Raw genomic sequence first — 17,134 nt, forward strand, 5'->3', positions numbered from 1 at the left:
AAATAGTTTAAACCCTCTTATTAAGAGCATGCTCAACAAATTTTTGTACCATCTGCTCATAACTAATACCTGCACATTTTGCTTCCTGTGGGTATAAAGATGTTGGTGTGAGCCCAGGAATAGGGTTTATTTCTATCCAGACAGGTCCCTCCTCGTCGATAATAAAATCACTTCGGCTCCATGTAGAACAGCCTATCACCTGATGTGCCCGCACAGCCATTTCTTGTACCTTTCGAGTTTGTTCAGGGGCAATTGGTGCAGGTGTAATTTCTTCAGTAGCACCTGGTGTATATTTCGCAGTATAGTCAAAGAATGAACTTGTTTTAGGGCAAATCTCTGTAACTGGCAAAGCACATGGAGGTTTCCCCTCTTCACAATCCCATACACCACATGTAACTTCGCGACCTTTTATAAATTTTTCTACCAGCACCTCGTTATCCAATTCCATTGCCTGCTCAATTCCCACAAGGACAGTCTCTCCATCCCCTGCAATTGTAACTCCTACACTGGACCCCTGAGATGAAGGTTTTATCACCACTGGAAAGCCTAATTCCTTCTCCACACGATGTACAGTCTCCGACCTGTCCCAAATCCACGTTTCTTTACGAAAAACAATATGGTCAGCAACACGGATACCTGCCATCTTTGCGACTGCCTTAGAACACACTTTATTCATTGCAAGAGCACATGCCAAACAATCAGAGCCCGTATATGGGATATGAAGCCAATCTAATAGTCCCTGAATGCGTCCATCCTCACCATAAGCACCATGTAATGCATTAAAAACTACTTGTATTCCCAATCGTTTTAACTCTACAAGTGCTTCCTCAATTTTCATTATCCGCTTCTCAGGAAACTCCCAATTAAAATCACGATGAATAATAATTGGAATAGGTTCATATTCTGTTGTTTTTAATGCACGGACTACGCCCTCCCCTGATAAAAGCGATATTTCATGCTCCGAACTTACACCGCCCATTAATACACCAACCCGCATTGGAATAAAAGTCTTGGTATTCTCCATACTATATGTTCCCAAAACAAAAGGTAAATATTTCAAACAACGGACACAATAATTGTTGATAGATTTTATCACTTGATCTGCCAATATCTCAATAACCTATGTCTTTCATTTTGTATATCAAAATAATTTTTTAGAATGTTATAAGATAAAGAATAAAAAGTTCAGTATATGTAGCAAGTGACACAAATTGTATATTTAATTTTGAATGCTATATTCTATTGATTTACTTCAAAAAGTTTAGAAATAAAAAATAAGAGTCTTTTTATGAAAAAGAAGGTAGAAAAACCATTAATTGTTCAATCGGACCGTACCATTTTATTGGAAGTTGAAAATCCATTATACGAAGAGGCACGGGATGCTCTATCTGCTTTTGCAGAATTGGTAAAATCACCTGAACATTTTCATACTTATCGGATTACACCGATTTCGCTATGGAATTCCGCTTCAGCAGGTTATACCGCAACACGAATTATTGACCTGCTTCATAAATATAGCCGATATGATGTCCCTTCGAACTTAATCTATGAAATCAACGATACAGTTCGCCGTTATGGCAGGCTGAAATTATATAAAAGCCCACAACAGGAATTAATTCTTGAATCGGACGACGCAATGCTCCTTTCAGAGTTGCTCTACAACAAGGCTTTGCAGGAGTTCGGGCTAACTAAATTGGATTCACGTCGTGTTCGTGTAAATACACAATTTCGGGGACACTTAAAAAGTGTTCTGGTAAAATTAGGTTTCCCAGCGGAAGACCTTGCAGGATATGTTGAAGGGGCTCCATTAAAATTTGAATTACGTAAAAAACTATCCTCTGGAAAGCCTTTCATCCTACGAGATTACCAGATTGACGCCATTTCTGCATTTTATGCAGGTGGCACAAATCGTGGTGGTAGTGGTGTAATTGTGCTTCCCTGTGGTGCAGGTAAAACCATTGTCGGGATTGGTGTCATGCATAAATTACAAACACATACCCTTGTATTAACAACAAATACTGTGGCTCTACGACAATGGAAAGCGGAACTTTTAGAAAAAACAACCCTAACGGAAGACCACATTGGCGAGTACAGTGGAGAACTGAAAGAAATCAAACCCGTTACACTGGCAACTTATCAGATTTTGACACATCGCAAAACAAAAGATAGTCCATTCCTTCATTTCCGTCTATTCGAAGATGGAGCATGGGGACTAATTATCTACGATGAGGTACATCTCTTACCTGCACCCGTATTCCGTGCCACTGCTGATTTACAAGCTCGCCGAAGATTAGGACTTACAGCCACCTTAGTCCGTGAGGATGGACGCGAAGATGAGGTGTTCAGCCTTATTGGACCTAAGAAATGTGATATCCCATGGAAAGTCTTAGAGAAGCAAGGTTGGATAGCCGAAGCCCTTTGTACTGAAGTGCGTATACCAATGATGGAAGATGAACGCTATAAATATGTCGTGGCTTCAAAATCTGCCAAATTCCAGATTGCATCAAAAAATCCAATAAAGATAAGTATTTGTAAACAAATTTTAGAACACCATAAAGAAGATAATGTCCTTATCATCGGTCAATATCTGGACCAACTCAAAATCATACAAAAAAACTTTGGGGCACCAATCATTACAGGACAAACACCCAATAAAAAGAGAGAAGAGCTTTATCAAAAATTCCGTAATGGAGATATAAAACTCCTGATTGTTTCCAAAGTTGCTAATTTCGCCATTGACCTGCCAGATGCCAATGTCGCCATTCAGGTATCTGGCACCTTCGGTTCACGACAAGAAGAAGCACAGCGATTGGGTAGAATCCTCCGTCCAAAAGAATCGGGTAAACAAGCCCACTTCTATACTATCGTCACACGCGATACATTAGACCAGGATTACGCCCTCAATCGTCAACTCTTCCTCACAGAACAAGGTTACCAATACAAAATCATATCTATGGAACAATTAAATGAATTGTTGAACACTATTAAATAGTCTGTAACGTTTTAAATTTTTTCTAAATAAAGGAGATTGTTTATGTCTGAAGAAAAAATTATCTGGTCAGGAACACCATCACAGGTTTTGAATCTCTGGATATTCATTATTTGCCTACTTACCTGTTTTTTGATAATCCCTATTTTCTACGCCTTATGGAAATGGCTTGTGGTTAAATGCACAAAATATGTAATCACAACAGAAAGAATTAAAATTACAACTGGTGTCTTCTCTACCAAAACAGATTACTTAGAGTTATACCGTATCAACGATATAACATTTGAACAACCCTTCCTACTAAGAATTTTCTCATTAGGTAACCTAAAACTTACCACATCAGATACTTCGACCCCCGAACTTACTCTACAAGCAATTCCTGCATCCGAAGAACTACAAAATGAAATCCGCAAATGCATTGAAACTCAAAGAGACAAGAAACGAGCCCGCGTCATCGACTATACTTAATAGATACTTAACTACTTAACACACAAAAATCTAATATATACAAAAAATAAACAATAACCACCAATTAAAATCATTAAAACTGTTCATTCTAACACAACCTTTTAAACATACCCCTCAAATAAAAAGGCAAAATGTTAACTATTTAAAACCTCTCAATTTCATTCTTCTTGTTTAGTTACTTAACTCTATTTTTCAATGTTTATTCAATAATACCTACTTTTATCTTTATTTTTAATTAAATTTATAAATTTAATAAATTTTGAAAAAAATGTTGAAAACCACAATTTTTTATGTTAATATATTTGATATACAATATATTGTGGTTATAAAATATTTTAAACCTATAAGTAGTATGTAAATTAGGAATAGAAAGATGAGCCAATTTATCTTTGTGTATGCACCATCAAATTTGAAAGATATTAAAGTTTTTCTTCCAAAAAGGCCTCTTGCAGTCATGGCACAGATATTAAAAGAAAATTACGTTGAGACTGCAATCTTTGATTTTGGGGTTCCTAATTCTATTGAATTTTTACAGGAGAATACCACAACCAGTAGTGTATCGAAAAATAGTATTGGTAAAACCAAAAAATGGAATTCATTGGTTTCAAAAATTTTTGGAAAACATAAGGATGACATAGCAGTTAGAGAACAACGATATATTCAATGGGTACATCGGAATATAAAAATAACTCCTAAAACTGCATGTATTTTATTCTGGATAGAAAATCGAGGAGACCTTGTTATTGCTCGTCATGTTGCAAAACAAATCAGGGAGGACGAGCCTGAGCGAGAACTTTTTATTATTGCCTGCGGTCCTTATTTTAAGCATACAGGTCCATATATTGTAACGTATCTACCAGAGTTTAATGGTATTTTATTAAATCATTGCGAGTTATCTATATTGCCATTGTGGAAATATCTTGTTTCAGGGAAACCGATTCATTCCATTCCCAATTATGCATATTCTGAATGGGGCGAAATTCACATGGGACCAGTCAGTCGGTTATTATCGCTTGATGAGCTTCCGATACCTACGTATGATACTTATGAGTCTCTTTTAAGAGGTGAAAAATTTAATATATTTACATTAGAACAAACAAGAGATGGTAGAATGGGCTATGCCGAGCCTTACATCTTAAAGCAACCTATTAATGCCAGTATTGAAAGTTTAATACATGAGTCGCATGCGCTCCGTGGTAGATATTACACATCCACATTTCATATTGCAGGAGAAATGACAAGTCTGACAGATGTTCAATCATTTGCTTTAGCACTATTAAAGTCTGCTCACTTTATCAATTATTCACGTAGTTTTCATTGTTTAAATGTTCAAGGTGAATCTGTCCACAGTTTGCACTTATCTGGATGTCGTGCTATATCTGTTGAAATTCCAACAGGAAGCCAACGTTTATTATCCAAGTATTACGGGTTAATGCGAACAATCAGTTCATTTGAAACTGCAATGACTGCGTTTGCAAGTTCTGGTCTTTACACAACAATTCAATGTTCATATCCATGTGCAGAAGAAGACAGACATACCTTCGCTGAAACAGTAAGGTTGATTCAAAGAATTAAGCCAGATAGCGTCAGGGTTTTGCCTGTATATCTTTGGCCTGATTCATTATGGTGGGAAAATATGCAATCGTTTAATCTCAATATCGACACATCAGATTACTTTACATGGCTTGCTGGACAACACTCTGCAAACAATTACCCTTATTGGAAATCATTTGAGCCATATTTATTAGAAGACGAGGCTACCAAGTTAGGAATATCTATCTATGGTGGTGAAGTCATGGGTTTGATTGCTCATGTACTACAAATACCAAAGGAGCAAAAACTATTCAAGCAAATTTACGAAAAAATATTATCTGAAGGTGATGCTAATAGTATGCAGGATTGGATTGCACAATTTAATACAATGTCAAGAAAAAGAATAAAAGAGGAAGAATGGAATATTCGTAAAAGTGACTTCAAAGCAGTTGCAAATTAAACACATTTAAGTGAAGGAGCATACCGTGTCAATTACAGTCGTCGGTTCTATAGCGTTAGATTCTGTGGAAACACCTTACGGTAAATGCGAATTAGAATTGGGCGGTGCTGCAACTTACTTTTCCATTTCAGCTTCTTTTTTTACACATGTCAATATGATAGGTGTTATTGGCACTGATTTCCCGAGAGAATACATTCAGATTCTCAAATCAAGAAATATCAACATTGATGGATTAAAACAAGTAGAAGGCAAAACCTTCCGTTGGTCTGGGCGGTATCATAAAGATATAAACCAACGCGACACATTGGATACACAACTTAATGTTTTCGAAACATTTAAACCCATTATCTCTAAGGAAATTTCACAGGTTCCTTACTTATTTCTTGGAAATATTAATCCTTCCTTACAGTTAGATGTATTACGTCAGGCATTCCCGCGTTTTACAGGCATGGATACTATGAATCTGTGGATAGAAACAACCCCAGACGATTTACAAGAAGTTCTGAGTCGTGTTGATATTCTCTTTATTAACGATTCTGAAGCAAGACAACTTTCAGGTGAAGAAAATTTAAAGAAAGCCAGTCGGGAAATCCTTGCCTTAGGTCCAGACGTGCTTATAATTAAAAAAGGGGAACACGGTTCCATAGTATTCTTTGAAGATGACGACAGTTTTATGCTACCAGCATATTTGTTAGAAGACGTTGTTGACCCTACAGGTGCTGGTGATAGTTTCGCAGGTGGTTTTATGGGTTATATTGCCTATAGGAACAGCACTGACCCCGAAACATTACGGCAGGCTACAGTTGTAGGAACTGTCATAGCCTCCTTTACATGCGAATCCTTCGGACCACGACGATTATTATCTCTCACAGGGGAAGAACTCAAAAACCGCTGTTACGAATTTATCCAGCAAACCCGCATTCAAGACCTTCCTCAATTTCCATTTTAACATCACTCCTTTTAGTGAGGAGAGCAGTTGAATAGGGAAAGTATAAACTCCCATAATTACTCACAACAAAATTCTAAATTCGCTTAAGGAACAAACCCATGCCAAAAAGAAATCTCTACCCTCCCTTTTATTACATATTCCTTGTTACTCTCATTTTCTTATCTCTTCCCTCATTTACAGAAGAGGTTGAAATTAATCTCGTTTATACAAATGATATACATGATAATATTCGTCCATCATATTCTGGTATTGGAGGTTTGCCTTACATCGCAGGGTTTGTAAAACAATTAAGAGCAGAAAAAACTAATGTTATATTGGTTGACGCAGGAGACTTAACAGACAAAGGTGACATGGTAGCCGATGTAACCAATGGAGAAATTATGTATCAGGCAGTAGAAAAAATGGGATATCAGGTCATGGTTGTAGGTAATCATGACATCAAAAAGGGGATTGAACAACTTTGCAAATTAAAGCAATTAGCCCCTTCTGTAGACATAGTAACTACAGATTATAAAGAAGGTTTAGAACATTGCTATAAACCGTGGGTTATAAAAAAAGTAGGAGATTTACCTGTCGGTTTTGTAGGAATAATTAATTTTCGAATCGAGAATATAAAACCTGCAATTGATGAAATGAAACGAAAAGGATGCTATTTTTTTGTGGCTTTATGTCATTTAGGAAGTGGCACTTGCAAAGCCATCTCTAAAAAAATTCCTGAAATATCAATATTCGTTTCTGGACATACACATGAGATATTAGAAGAACCAATAGTGTGTCCTGATACTAATGCCCTTATCGTTCAATCGGGTTCACGTGCAATACGAGTTGGATATTTAAAAATACTTGTTGATACCCAAAAACAGAACATTAAAAGTTACGAAAACAAATTAGTAGAGTTAAAACATGATGTAATCAAGCCAGATGAGGATTTATTAAACTGGATATATGCAGAAGAAAAAAGGGCGTGTCCTCTCGCTTCTGAATTTTTAATTGACAATAAAAAAACAATTAACGCAAGCCAAATAGCAATTCTTACATCACATGCTATAAAAGAAAAAACCGATGTAGATATTGCCCTTTGCCCGCCAAAATTAATCCGCAATGTTTTTCCACCAAACAAATTGGATTATAACGCCGTTTTTTTAACCACAGGACATCGAGCCTTAGAAAAAGAATGGATTCAAATAACATTAAAAGGCAAGCAGATTGAGCAATACTTAAAAGATATATTAAAAAACCACTGGGACATAACCGAATGTGCAGGTATGGAATTCCAATATAAGGATAAAACCCTATTAGAAACCAATTTAATTTTAGATAAAGATTACAGAATTGCTATCTCAAAAACAGAATTCCAGAACCAATTATTACGCTCTTTGCGAATGAATAACGAAAAGGATATAGAAAATATAAAAAATGAATTGACAGAATATGATTTTACATACCTTGATGTTCTATCAGAGTTGTTTAAAAAGATAAACAATAGCGGTTTAACCTTGGACGCGTATGTGGATAGAATGAATATAAATAGCAATAATGAAAATAACCAAAGTGACAATTAATAACATTTATAAATATATTGAGTAGTACCAATGAAATATTTACTTCATCATTTATTCTATTATCGCAATCAAAATAATAGTTTAAAAAGTAATATGCTTTTTATATGACTTCATCACATTCGTTATAGATATTGAGTAAAAATCTGTTTTGTTGTATCTATTCGTATTGGACCCTTCATAGGTATATATTAATGCCATTACTAAATAATATTTTCTAAAATAACGATTAGTAAGGTAAATAAAAAACATTATTTATGGATATTCATAAAGAAAAAATAAAGTTAACTATCAAGAATGAAATTGTAAGTAGAGGATTTACTCTTGTAGATATTATCCTTTTTGGAAGTAGAGTTACAGGTAAATACAATAAAGATAATGATTGAGATATACTTATATTAATTAAAGAAGCTATCAAGAAAAGAAAAAATAAATTTAACTACAATGGTTAGACGGGCTCTTCTTGTTTTTAATAACAAAGAGATTAGTAAAACACACGATATAGCCTTCCTTATAAAGGAATGTGCAAAACTTGATAAAGAATTTGAAAATTTATTTGATATAAATGCTGATATATTATCGTCTTATGCAATTAAGGTAAGATATCCCGACGATTTTTATTTTCCCTCATTAAAGGAAACGAAAAATATTATTGAAATTGCGAGAAAAACAAAATCTTTTATATTAAAGAAATTATTATCATTAGGTATTCAGGTCTAAGATATACAATAAGGTAACAAAATATTAAGATTACGAACGAATCTGTTTTACGACATCTTCAATTAATTTTTGGATTTCATTCATTCGTTTTGGGGTATCTGCTTCCACCCGCATTACTAACTTTGGTGATGTGTTAGATGCACGAAGGAGTCCCCAACCATCTGGAAATTCAATTCGTGCCCCATCAATAGTTATTACCTCATACCCTTTTTCCTGAAAATGTTTCGTTGCCTTTGCAACCACATCAAATTTCTTATCATCTGGGCACGGAAACTCCAGTTCGGGTGTAGAATGCCTTTTCGGAATAGTATTCAACAACGCACTTAGCGGTTTATCTCCATTAGCAATGAGTTCCAGAAGTCTACATGCCGAATAAATTGCATCATCAAAACCATACCAGCGATGTTTAAAGAAGATATGTCCACTCATTTCACCTGCCACCTGTGCCTTTAACTTAATCATGGCAGATTTGATATGTGAATGTCCCGTCCGCCACATAACTGCATTTCCACCTGCTTTTCTTATTTCCTCATACATACTCCGCGAACACTTTACCTCACCTAAAATCGTCGCTCCAGGTTTATCTTTTAATATATCCCGAGCAAACAACACCAATAGTTGGTCACCCCACAACATTCTTCCTTTATCGTCACATCCACCTAAACGGTCTACATCACCATCAAATGCAATACCGACATCCGCTTTATATTTCTTAACTGTTTTAATCAATTCCTTCAAATTAGATTCTTTGGTTGGATCAGGATGATGATTTGGAAAATTACCATCCACATCACAATACAAAGGAATAACGTCACAACCCAATTTTCTAAATAATGGAACCGCAACTACACCGCCAACTCCATTACCTGCATCCACAACCACTTTTAATTTTCGTTTTAATTTAATATCTTTTAATATTCGTTTCTCATACTTTGGCACAATATCTACCTTCGTAACACACACATCTTTTTTACGAATAGGAAAATTACCGCCCTCTACAAACTTACGGAATTCCTGGATTTGCTCCCCATAAATAGTTGTTTTCCCAACACCTATTTTCAACCCATTATATTCTCCAGGATTATGACTCGCTGTTATCATTAACCCACCATCCACGTTAAGCGTATTCATTACAAAATAGGTTAAAGGTGTTGGTACTTCACCAATATCAATGACATTCATTCCCGCCTCTGTAATCCCATCAATCAAAGCACGGCTAAAACTTTTACTACTAACCCGACCATCTCTACCAACAACTACAAGGTTATTACGGACTGCCCGTTTCGCTTTCATATATGCAACATACGCTTTCCCCAACAGTTCCATAATATCCTCAGTTAAATCTTCACCTGCAATCCCACGTAAGTCATATTCACGAAAAATATTCGGATTTACATGCATATAAACATTCCTTCTATTTATCTGTGGTCTTATATTGTAATAAATATAATAACGTTTATTAAAACCTATTATTCCCAATCCATGCTTTCACAAAAGAACATGCAAATTTCGCTGATGTATCTATCTGCTTCTCTTCTATATTCAATGTTGTATCCTCAGGGCGATTTAAATAAACAGGGTTCCCTTCCTTATCCAAACCTATAATTGTAAAACCTTTATAACCCCATGCTAATGTGATATATGACGACGTCGGTATCTGTAAATGTTCTACTGTCTTAACCCCATAATTAGCCCCAACTTTTTCTATAATTTCCTTTAATTGTTTATCCACAGAAAACGAAAAAACAGTTTGTTCTTTAAGAGGGACATATAAATCTCCAGTACCTACTCCTTCAATATTTATAATCAATGAATCGGTTTTAGAAATATGATTGGTCTTCAAAAAATGCCTCAGCCCTGACATCCAACATTGATGAGCACCAGTAAACAAAAAATGTAACTCTATATTTTCTATTGGCTGTTTTGAAAAATACTCCGCAATAGCAAGGACACTGGCAACCCCTGATGCATTAAAGTTGGCTCCACGAGTATCCTCTTGATTTGATGTTGAAATAAAGGTTATCAGCCCTAATGTAGCCAGAAAAATAACTGCACCAACTTCTAACAACAAGATGATAGTGTTGTCCTCTATACCTTTTCCAAACAAACTATTTATTAAACTTGTTCCAACTATAATAAGCATACTTATTACAACAGCATTATGAATCATGGGCAAAAATGGCACTACAGATGTAGAATACAAAAAATGGGATACACCACAATCATAATTTGCATGGAAAACAATTCTACATTTTGGCTCCTCAAAATCGTGTTGTGTTTTTATAACTCCATGGATATTTTGAGACTGAAACTCTGAAAGATATTGGGACAAACTAAAATAACCTACCAGTTCTAAGAAATAGAGGAAAATAACCAATAGTCCATAAATAAATCCTGCCATAGGTATAAAAAAGGACAACAGAAAAACAAAGATAAACTCTATCCAGTAAAGTGAAAATATCTGATATGACTCACGTGAACATGTAAATGGCTCCACCTTCGTTAAAATTTGCATTTCCAATAACCGATTGCGGATATATTCGGAGGCTATCAATTCTCCTTCCGTTCCATATCGACGTGTAAAGGTCGTTCCTGCAAGGTAATTTATATCTTCTGTTATTCGTGTTAGGCTATCCATATTCCAATTTTTATTTTATACGCATGATAACTATAATTAAATAAAAATAACATTTTGGTATTAAATTAAGTATAACACAATTATTTTATTTGCTTAGAAAGGAGTATATGAGAGCCGTTGTTCAAAGAGTAACTTCTGCAAGTGTCGATGTTGATAATCAAACCGTTGGTAAAATCGGTAAGGGACTACTTGTATTTTTAAGCGTTGATGAACAAGACACAGAGGCAGATATCGAATATACTGTAAACAAAATAACGGAACTTCGAATCTTTAATGATGAGGAAGGTAAATTTAACCTTTCTTTATATGATGTAAAAGGTGAAATGTTAGTTGTTTCTCAGTTCACACTTCACGGAGATTGTCGACGCGGAAGACGTCCTTCTTTCAGCACTGCAGCCCGACCTGAAAAAGCAGTGCCTTATTATGAAAAGTTCGTCCAGACTGTTCGCGACAAAGGATTTCACGTTGAAACAGGTGTATTTGCAGCACACATGTTTGTCTCATTGGTTAATGATGGACCAGTTACGATATTAATCGATTCTAAAAAGGTGTTTTAATGAGGATACTTTTAGCAGGCACAGGAAAATTAGGAGTATGTCTTGCTACTCCATTATTGAATAGTCGTCATACAATTATCGGCATACTTCAAAATGGCAGACAGGCAAAAGGACTAAAAAGGTTGTTTTATTCTACTGTATTAGGACATTTCGGAGGAGGAGACAGCATTCTTCGTTTTGCTAAAAAAAATCACATACCTGTGTACTGGATTGATAAAATGGATAACGCTGATTTACAACCACTAAAAGATATATCACCAGACCTTATTTTAACAGGTGGTTTTGGTATTATTTATAAAAAGAACCTTTTAAAATTACCTAACATCGGATGTGTAAATGTTCACTCGTCATTACTACCGCGACATCGAGGACCAAATCCGTTTTATGCAGTAGTACGGCAAGGTGACCCCATAACTGGCGTAACATTTCACATTATGGACGAAGGAATTGATACTGGCCCTATCATCGAACAGAAGTCGTTCCCTGTTACAGATACCGATACCGCATATTCCATTTATTGTAAGGCGTCAGAACTTGCTGGGGAAATGGTTGTTGATGTTATCAATCGTATCGAGCAAGAAGGCCTCCATGGCGAACCACAAAACCCAGAAAACGCTACCTACGACCCAAAACCTACCCTAAACGATGCAATTATTCAGTGGGATGTCCCAGCAATTGAAATAGACCGACAAATTCGTGCCTTATCTCAAACTATCGTGCCACGTTTCTCTCATAATAATAAAAATGTATATGTCACTCGCGTTCGAGTAAATAAAAAAGAGGTTCCTGTACCCCCAGGAACTGTTATTTATCCTCGTTTTCCTGCTGAAATTGCAACAGCTGAAGGCTCCATAACTCTTCTCACTGCTTTCACTTTAAAACCTATTATGTTGCCTTGGCCAAGAAAAAATATCATCAGAGAAGGAGAACGATTGGAGTCAAATAAAAATTAAGCAAATAAAGTTATATTAAGAGATTCAACTATAGAGATAAGATATTAATAGAAGGAATATAGAAGATGATTAAAACAACAATTCACATTTCATTTCTCCTGATAACAATACTTACGATGTCTTTCCCTTTATGTGCAGATGAAGGATTGTATGCTGGTTCTGCAACTGTGGACATTACCCCTGAACCAGGGAAAGAAATGCCTGGTGGTTTCAAAAAATCTATTTCTAAAGGTACTCATGATCCTCTGGAACTAAACACAATTGTTCTAAAAAATGAAAGTGGCTCAATAGCCATCGTTGCTATCGACGCCTTGTTTATTCCGAGTGACATCGTAGAAAATGTACGGACAAAAGTTTCAAAAATAACCCCTATACCTGCAAAAAACATCATTATTTCCGCATCCCATACACATCATGGTGGTCCTATCATTGTTGTATTTTTATCTGAACGTGACCCCGAATATTGTTCCTTAGTTGAAACAAAAATTATTGAAAGTATCCAGACAGCATGGAATAATCTTACAAAAGTAAAAATAGCCTTTGCAGAAGGGGAACAGGAAGGGATTGCATTCAATCGTAGATTTTATATGAAAGATGGAACGGTAGTAACACACCCAGGCCGTAAAAATCCACAGATTATCGCTCCTGCAGGACCCATAGACCCGCAGGTATTAGCAATGTTTATTACAAAAGAAGACGGGACATTATTAGGTGCTGTTGTTAATTATGCCTTGCATGGCACTGTTTTCAGTGGTGCTTTTTACTCAGCCGATTATATCCATTATCTTCGTGACTTCTTACGAAAACAATGGGGGAAAACAGTTTCAATCGCCTTTCTGAATGGTGCGTGTGGTGATGTAACACAAATAAATAATCTGAGAGAGGAAGAACCGCCCGAATCCGGTCCGGAATGGTCAAAGAGAATAGGAGAAACTCTTGCTTGTAAAGTATATCAACTTTACTTATGGACAAAACCTCAAGACACTGCAACAATAGCCACAGCAACAGAAACTATTCATATTCCTATCCGCGATATAGACGAAAAGAAATATCATGTAAAAACAGGTTTAGGTTCTGACCAATCAGAAGTATACGATAGAGAAATTAAGTTGTTAAGAAAAATGAAAAATCAAATGGGTGGTAATGTCGATGTTGAAATTACTGCTATAAGAATTGGCGATTTAGCAATTGTGTGTAACCCGACAGAATTATTCTGCCGATTAGGATTAGATATTAAAAAATCATCTCCGTCAAAATATACCATGATTGCCGAAGTTTCAAATGGATACACAGGATACTGTCCGACACCAGAAGCCTTTGATGAAGGAGGTTACGAAATACTCACTGCACGCAGTAGTTTTATGGAACCCAATGCTGGAATAAAAATTGTCCAGACTTCAAGAAAATTATTATCACAATTATTTAATTGAAATACGTTTTGCCCGACAGGTCAGACAGGTCAGACTCTTAAACAATTTCAATTAAGGATGGGTCGTATTCCTCTGGGGCTTTATAGCCTAAAAGATTACAAAGTGTGCTTGCCACGTTACTCAAGCCTGGCTTTTCTACTCCACTTAAACGGAAGGAATTTTTCTGCGAGAAATCCTTAATAATAAATGGCACAGGGTTTAATGTATGTGCTACATGTGGTTCACGTTTGCCTTTTTTCTCCGTAAATAATAAATCTGCATTCCCATGGTCTGCGGTAACGACAAGAACACCTTCTACCGCTTTAACCGCATTATATATCCGTGTAAGACACAAATCTACCGTCTCTACTGCAATAATCACTGCTGGGGCTATACCTGTATGTCCAACCATATCACCATTTGCAAAGTTTAACCGTATAAACTTAAAATCCCCCCCTTCAACCTGCTTCAGCACCGCATCCGTTATCTCCCCCGCTTTCATCCACGGTCTTTGCTGAAATGGCACCTGGTCTGATGTTATCTCTTCAAATAATTCTAAATTAGGGTCTACATATCCCGACTTATTGCCATTCCAAAAATAAGTAACATGTCCAAACTTTTGTGTCTCTGAAATAGCGTAGCTTTTAACACCAGTTGCACAAAGATATTCACTAATTGTCCCTTCAATTTGTGGAGGCTCAACCAAAAAATTCTTGGGAATAAATTTATCACCATCATACTGCATCATACCCGCATAAAAAACATTTGGTCGGCGTTTACGGTCAAAATATGGGAAGTTATCTTCCTCAAAAGCACGTGATAATTCTATTGCTCGGTCTCCTCGAAAATTGAAGAAAATCACTGCATCCCCATCTTCAATTGTTCCTACTGGCTTACCTTTTTCAACAATAACAAATTCACCTAAAAATTGGTCATTTACAGTCGGGTCTTGATAATAAAACTCAACTGCCTCTTTTGCTGATGTAAATTGTTTTCCTTCTCCTAACACATGTGCTTTCCAACCTCGCTCTACAATTCGCCAATCCGCCTCATATCGGTCCATTGTCACTATCATTCTGCCACCACCAGAGGCTATACGGTAATCTAAACCACTTCGATTACATTCAGCCAATACATTCTCTAACGTTTCTATATATACCAATGCACTCCGTTCAGCCACATCTCTGCCATCAGTTAAAACATGCACACGTACCTTCGGAACCCGTTCCTCAGCACAATGTTTGATTAGTGCCAACAACTGATTAATATGACTATGGACATTCCCATCAGACAGCAACCCAATAAAATGCAATGTCCCTCCATGACGAACCCGCTCCATAATATTTTGCCATGCTTTCCCCTTGTAAATCCTTCCATCCTCAATTGCTTCATTCACAAGTCGTGCCCCCTGTGCAAAGACACGTCCTGCTCCTAACGCATTATGCCCAACTTCCGAATTCCCCATATCCTCATCACTCGGCTGACCTACAGCAGTCCCATGTGCTTTTAGACTCACAAATAATGGCTCTTGAAACAAAGCATCTAACATCGGCGTATTTGCCATATAAACTCCATCACTTTCATCCTGCTTCCCTATACCAATCCCATCCATTATAACAAGGACTAACGGTCCCGCAAAAGGTACATACTTATTTAACTTTTCTAATGGCTTCATTTTCATGATAATAAAAACCTCATTAATCTTTAATAGAATAATCTACTTACATTTCGAGAAGATGAATATAAAATAGAGATGTGAAATTAACTAACTTCTATACCCACTTTTGCTAATGCTTTTCTCAAATCATCTGGTGTAAACGGCTTTTGAAGTAGCATATCCGCTCCCAATTCAAGCACTCGATTCGCTACATCCCCTTGATAATACCCCGTCATCGCAATTATATGTATATGCGACGTTTCAGAATTTGATTTAATCCGTCGGGTCACTTCAAAACCATCTAAACCAGGCAATCTCAAATCCAGAAAAATAATTTCAGGTTGAAAAGTTGCAACCATCTGTCCCGCATCAAATCCATCCATCGCCATCTCTATTTGAAACGGTGTCTGGGCTCTTTCCAGAAATCTACGAATAACGGAAATAACTGCCTTTTCATCATCAACAACAAGTATTTTTACTCCCGCATTTCCCAGATCTTCATGAATAGGCATATTATTCTCCCGCAAAAAGCGGAGTAAATCATCCCTACGAATTCTTCGATGTCCTCCAGGAGTTTTAAATACACGGATTTTACCCGCTTCTGCCCATTTCCGAATCGTATCTGCTGTTACATGACAATACTTCGCAACTTCTGATGTACTAAAAGAAAGTCTTGATTCCATGGTTTATCCTCACAATAGTTTTGATTGATTTTATTGATTATTTTCACTAATTATACAGATTAAAAATTGTTTTTTTCAACTTTTTAAGATTCTACGAAAAAATTTTTTTAATTGATATTTAGACAATTATTTTTATTATTGAAAGGGACATAAATTATAGGATGGAGCTGGAACGGGGAATCGAACCCCGGACCTGGTCATTACGAGTGACCCGCTCTACCGACTGAGCTATTCCAGCTTACTAAAAAGCAGGGATATTAAATTGTACATCTAATGAATAAAAATGGTGCCAAGGGGCGGAATCGAACCGCCGACACGCGGATTTTCAGTCCGCTGCTCTACCAACTGAGCTACCTCGGCAACCGACCATAATTATATCATGAAAAAAAATCAATTTCAACTCACAAATTATCTATCTAAAATACCGCAATATGCTGTAATCGAATACATTTGTCGTATCAAAAATATTTTCTTAGTCTCAATTTTAAAATTTAAACAAAATAAATTTGTTAAAAAAATCTTGTTTAGAACTCATTAGATAATACCTAAAAAGAAAAGA

At 36.2% G+C, this 17,134-nt stretch carries 13 protein-coding genes and 2 tRNA genes; 8 read left to right on the plus strand and 7 right to left on the minus strand.

The genetic code is table 11. The annotated features are described in order from the left end of the window. Window positions 1-7: 7 nt before the first annotated feature. On the minus strand, window positions 8-1,024 hold the full coding sequence (locus tag PLJ10_02170) for a D-alanine--D-alanine ligase (protein HOK08449.1): 1,017 nt from the start codon (window positions 1,022-1,024) through the stop codon (window positions 8-10). Window positions 1,025-1,288: 264 nt separating this feature from the next. Here PLJ10_02170 and PLJ10_02175 point away from each other — a divergent pair, with 264 nt between their 5' ends. The 5 genes from PLJ10_02175 to PLJ10_02195 all read left to right on the plus strand — a co-directional run bounded on the left by PLJ10_02175 (window position 1,289) and on the right by PLJ10_02195 (window position 7,961). After that, a complete protein-coding gene (locus PLJ10_02175) occupies window positions 1,289-2,992 on the plus strand; it encodes a DEAD/DEAH box helicase (protein HOK08450.1) in 1,704 nt (567 codons plus the stop codon). 42 nt (window positions 2,993-3,034) lie between these two features. Beyond that, window positions 3,035-3,457 carry a PH domain-containing protein gene (locus tag PLJ10_02180; GenBank protein ID HOK08451.1) on the plus strand — a complete coding sequence of 141 codons (423 nt, stop codon included), beginning with the start codon at window positions 3,035-3,037 and terminating at the stop codon, window positions 3,455-3,457. A 373-nt stretch (window positions 3,458-3,830) separates the two neighbouring features. Then, window positions 3,831-5,450 carry a hypothetical protein gene (locus PLJ10_02185; GenBank protein ID HOK08452.1) on the plus strand — a complete coding sequence of 540 codons (1,620 nt, stop codon included), beginning with the start codon at window positions 3,831-3,833 and terminating at the stop codon, window positions 5,448-5,450. A gap of 25 nt (window positions 5,451-5,475) precedes the next feature. Continuing rightward, complete coding sequence (locus PLJ10_02190) at window positions 5,476-6,399, plus strand: PfkB family carbohydrate kinase (protein HOK08453.1); 924 nt, start codon at window positions 5,476-5,478, stop codon at window positions 6,397-6,399. A gap of 98 nt (window positions 6,400-6,497) precedes the next feature. Then, on the plus strand, window positions 6,498-7,961 hold the full coding sequence (locus tag PLJ10_02195; protein ID HOK08454.1) for a metallophosphoesterase: 1,464 nt from the start codon (window positions 6,498-6,500) through the stop codon (window positions 7,959-7,961). 747 nt (window positions 7,962-8,708) lie between these two features. On the opposite strand, the gene PLJ10_02200 is transcribed toward PLJ10_02195, so the two are convergent. Both PLJ10_02200 and PLJ10_02205 read right to left on the minus strand, forming a co-directional pair. Continuing rightward, window positions 8,709-10,079 carry a phosphomannomutase/phosphoglucomutase gene (locus PLJ10_02200; GenBank protein ID HOK08455.1) on the minus strand — a complete coding sequence of 457 codons (1,371 nt, stop codon included), beginning with the start codon at window positions 10,077-10,079 and terminating at the stop codon, window positions 8,709-8,711. Window positions 10,080-10,137: 58 nt separating this feature from the next. Then, entirely contained in the window at window positions 10,138-11,316 is a 1,179-nt protein-coding gene (locus PLJ10_02205) for a M28 family peptidase (protein HOK08456.1), read from the minus strand. Window positions 11,317-11,423: 107 nt separating this feature from the next. Between PLJ10_02205 and dtd the strand changes: the two genes are divergently transcribed. The 3 genes from dtd (at window position 11,424) to PLJ10_02220 (ending at window position 14,256) form a co-directional block, all read left to right on the plus strand. After that, complete coding sequence (dtd, locus tag PLJ10_02210) at window positions 11,424-11,873, plus strand: D-aminoacyl-tRNA deacylase (protein ID HOK08457.1); 450 nt, start codon at window positions 11,424-11,426, stop codon at window positions 11,871-11,873. Then, complete coding sequence (locus tag PLJ10_02215) at window positions 11,873-12,826, plus strand: methionyl-tRNA formyltransferase (GenBank protein HOK08458.1); 954 nt, start codon at window positions 11,873-11,875, stop codon at window positions 12,824-12,826. The genes dtd and PLJ10_02215 overlap by 1 nt, the downstream gene beginning before the upstream one ends. Window positions 12,827-12,891: 65 nt before the next feature. After that, on the plus strand, window positions 12,892-14,256 hold the full coding sequence (locus PLJ10_02220; protein HOK08459.1) for a hypothetical protein: 1,365 nt from the start codon (window positions 12,892-12,894) through the stop codon (window positions 14,254-14,256). A gap of 37 nt (window positions 14,257-14,293) precedes the next feature. Here the strand turns inward: PLJ10_02220 and gpmI are convergent, their stop codons facing one another. The 4 genes from gpmI to PLJ10_02240 all read right to left on the minus strand — a co-directional run bounded on the left by gpmI (window position 14,294) and on the right by PLJ10_02240 (window position 16,935). Next, window positions 14,294-15,916, minus strand: a complete 1,623-nt coding sequence (gene gpmI, locus PLJ10_02225) for a 2,3-bisphosphoglycerate-independent phosphoglycerate mutase (GenBank protein HOK08460.1) — start codon at window positions 15,914-15,916, stop codon at window positions 14,294-14,296. Window positions 15,917-15,996: 80 nt separating this feature from the next. Continuing rightward, entirely contained in the window at window positions 15,997-16,575 is a 579-nt protein-coding gene (locus PLJ10_02230) for a response regulator (protein ID HOK08461.1), read from the minus strand. A gap of 162 nt (window positions 16,576-16,737) precedes the next feature. Continuing rightward, window positions 16,738-16,813, minus strand: a tRNA-Thr gene (locus PLJ10_02235). Between the two features lie 46 nt (window positions 16,814-16,859). Continuing rightward, a tRNA-Phe gene (locus PLJ10_02240) sits at window positions 16,860-16,935 on the minus strand. Window positions 16,936-17,134 lie beyond the last annotated feature (199 nt).

Origin of the sequence: Candidatus Hydrogenedens sp. (assembly GCA_035361075.1) — a bacterium.
Taxonomy (GTDB): Bacteria; Hydrogenedentota; Hydrogenedentia; order Hydrogenedentales; family Hydrogenedentaceae; genus Hydrogenedens.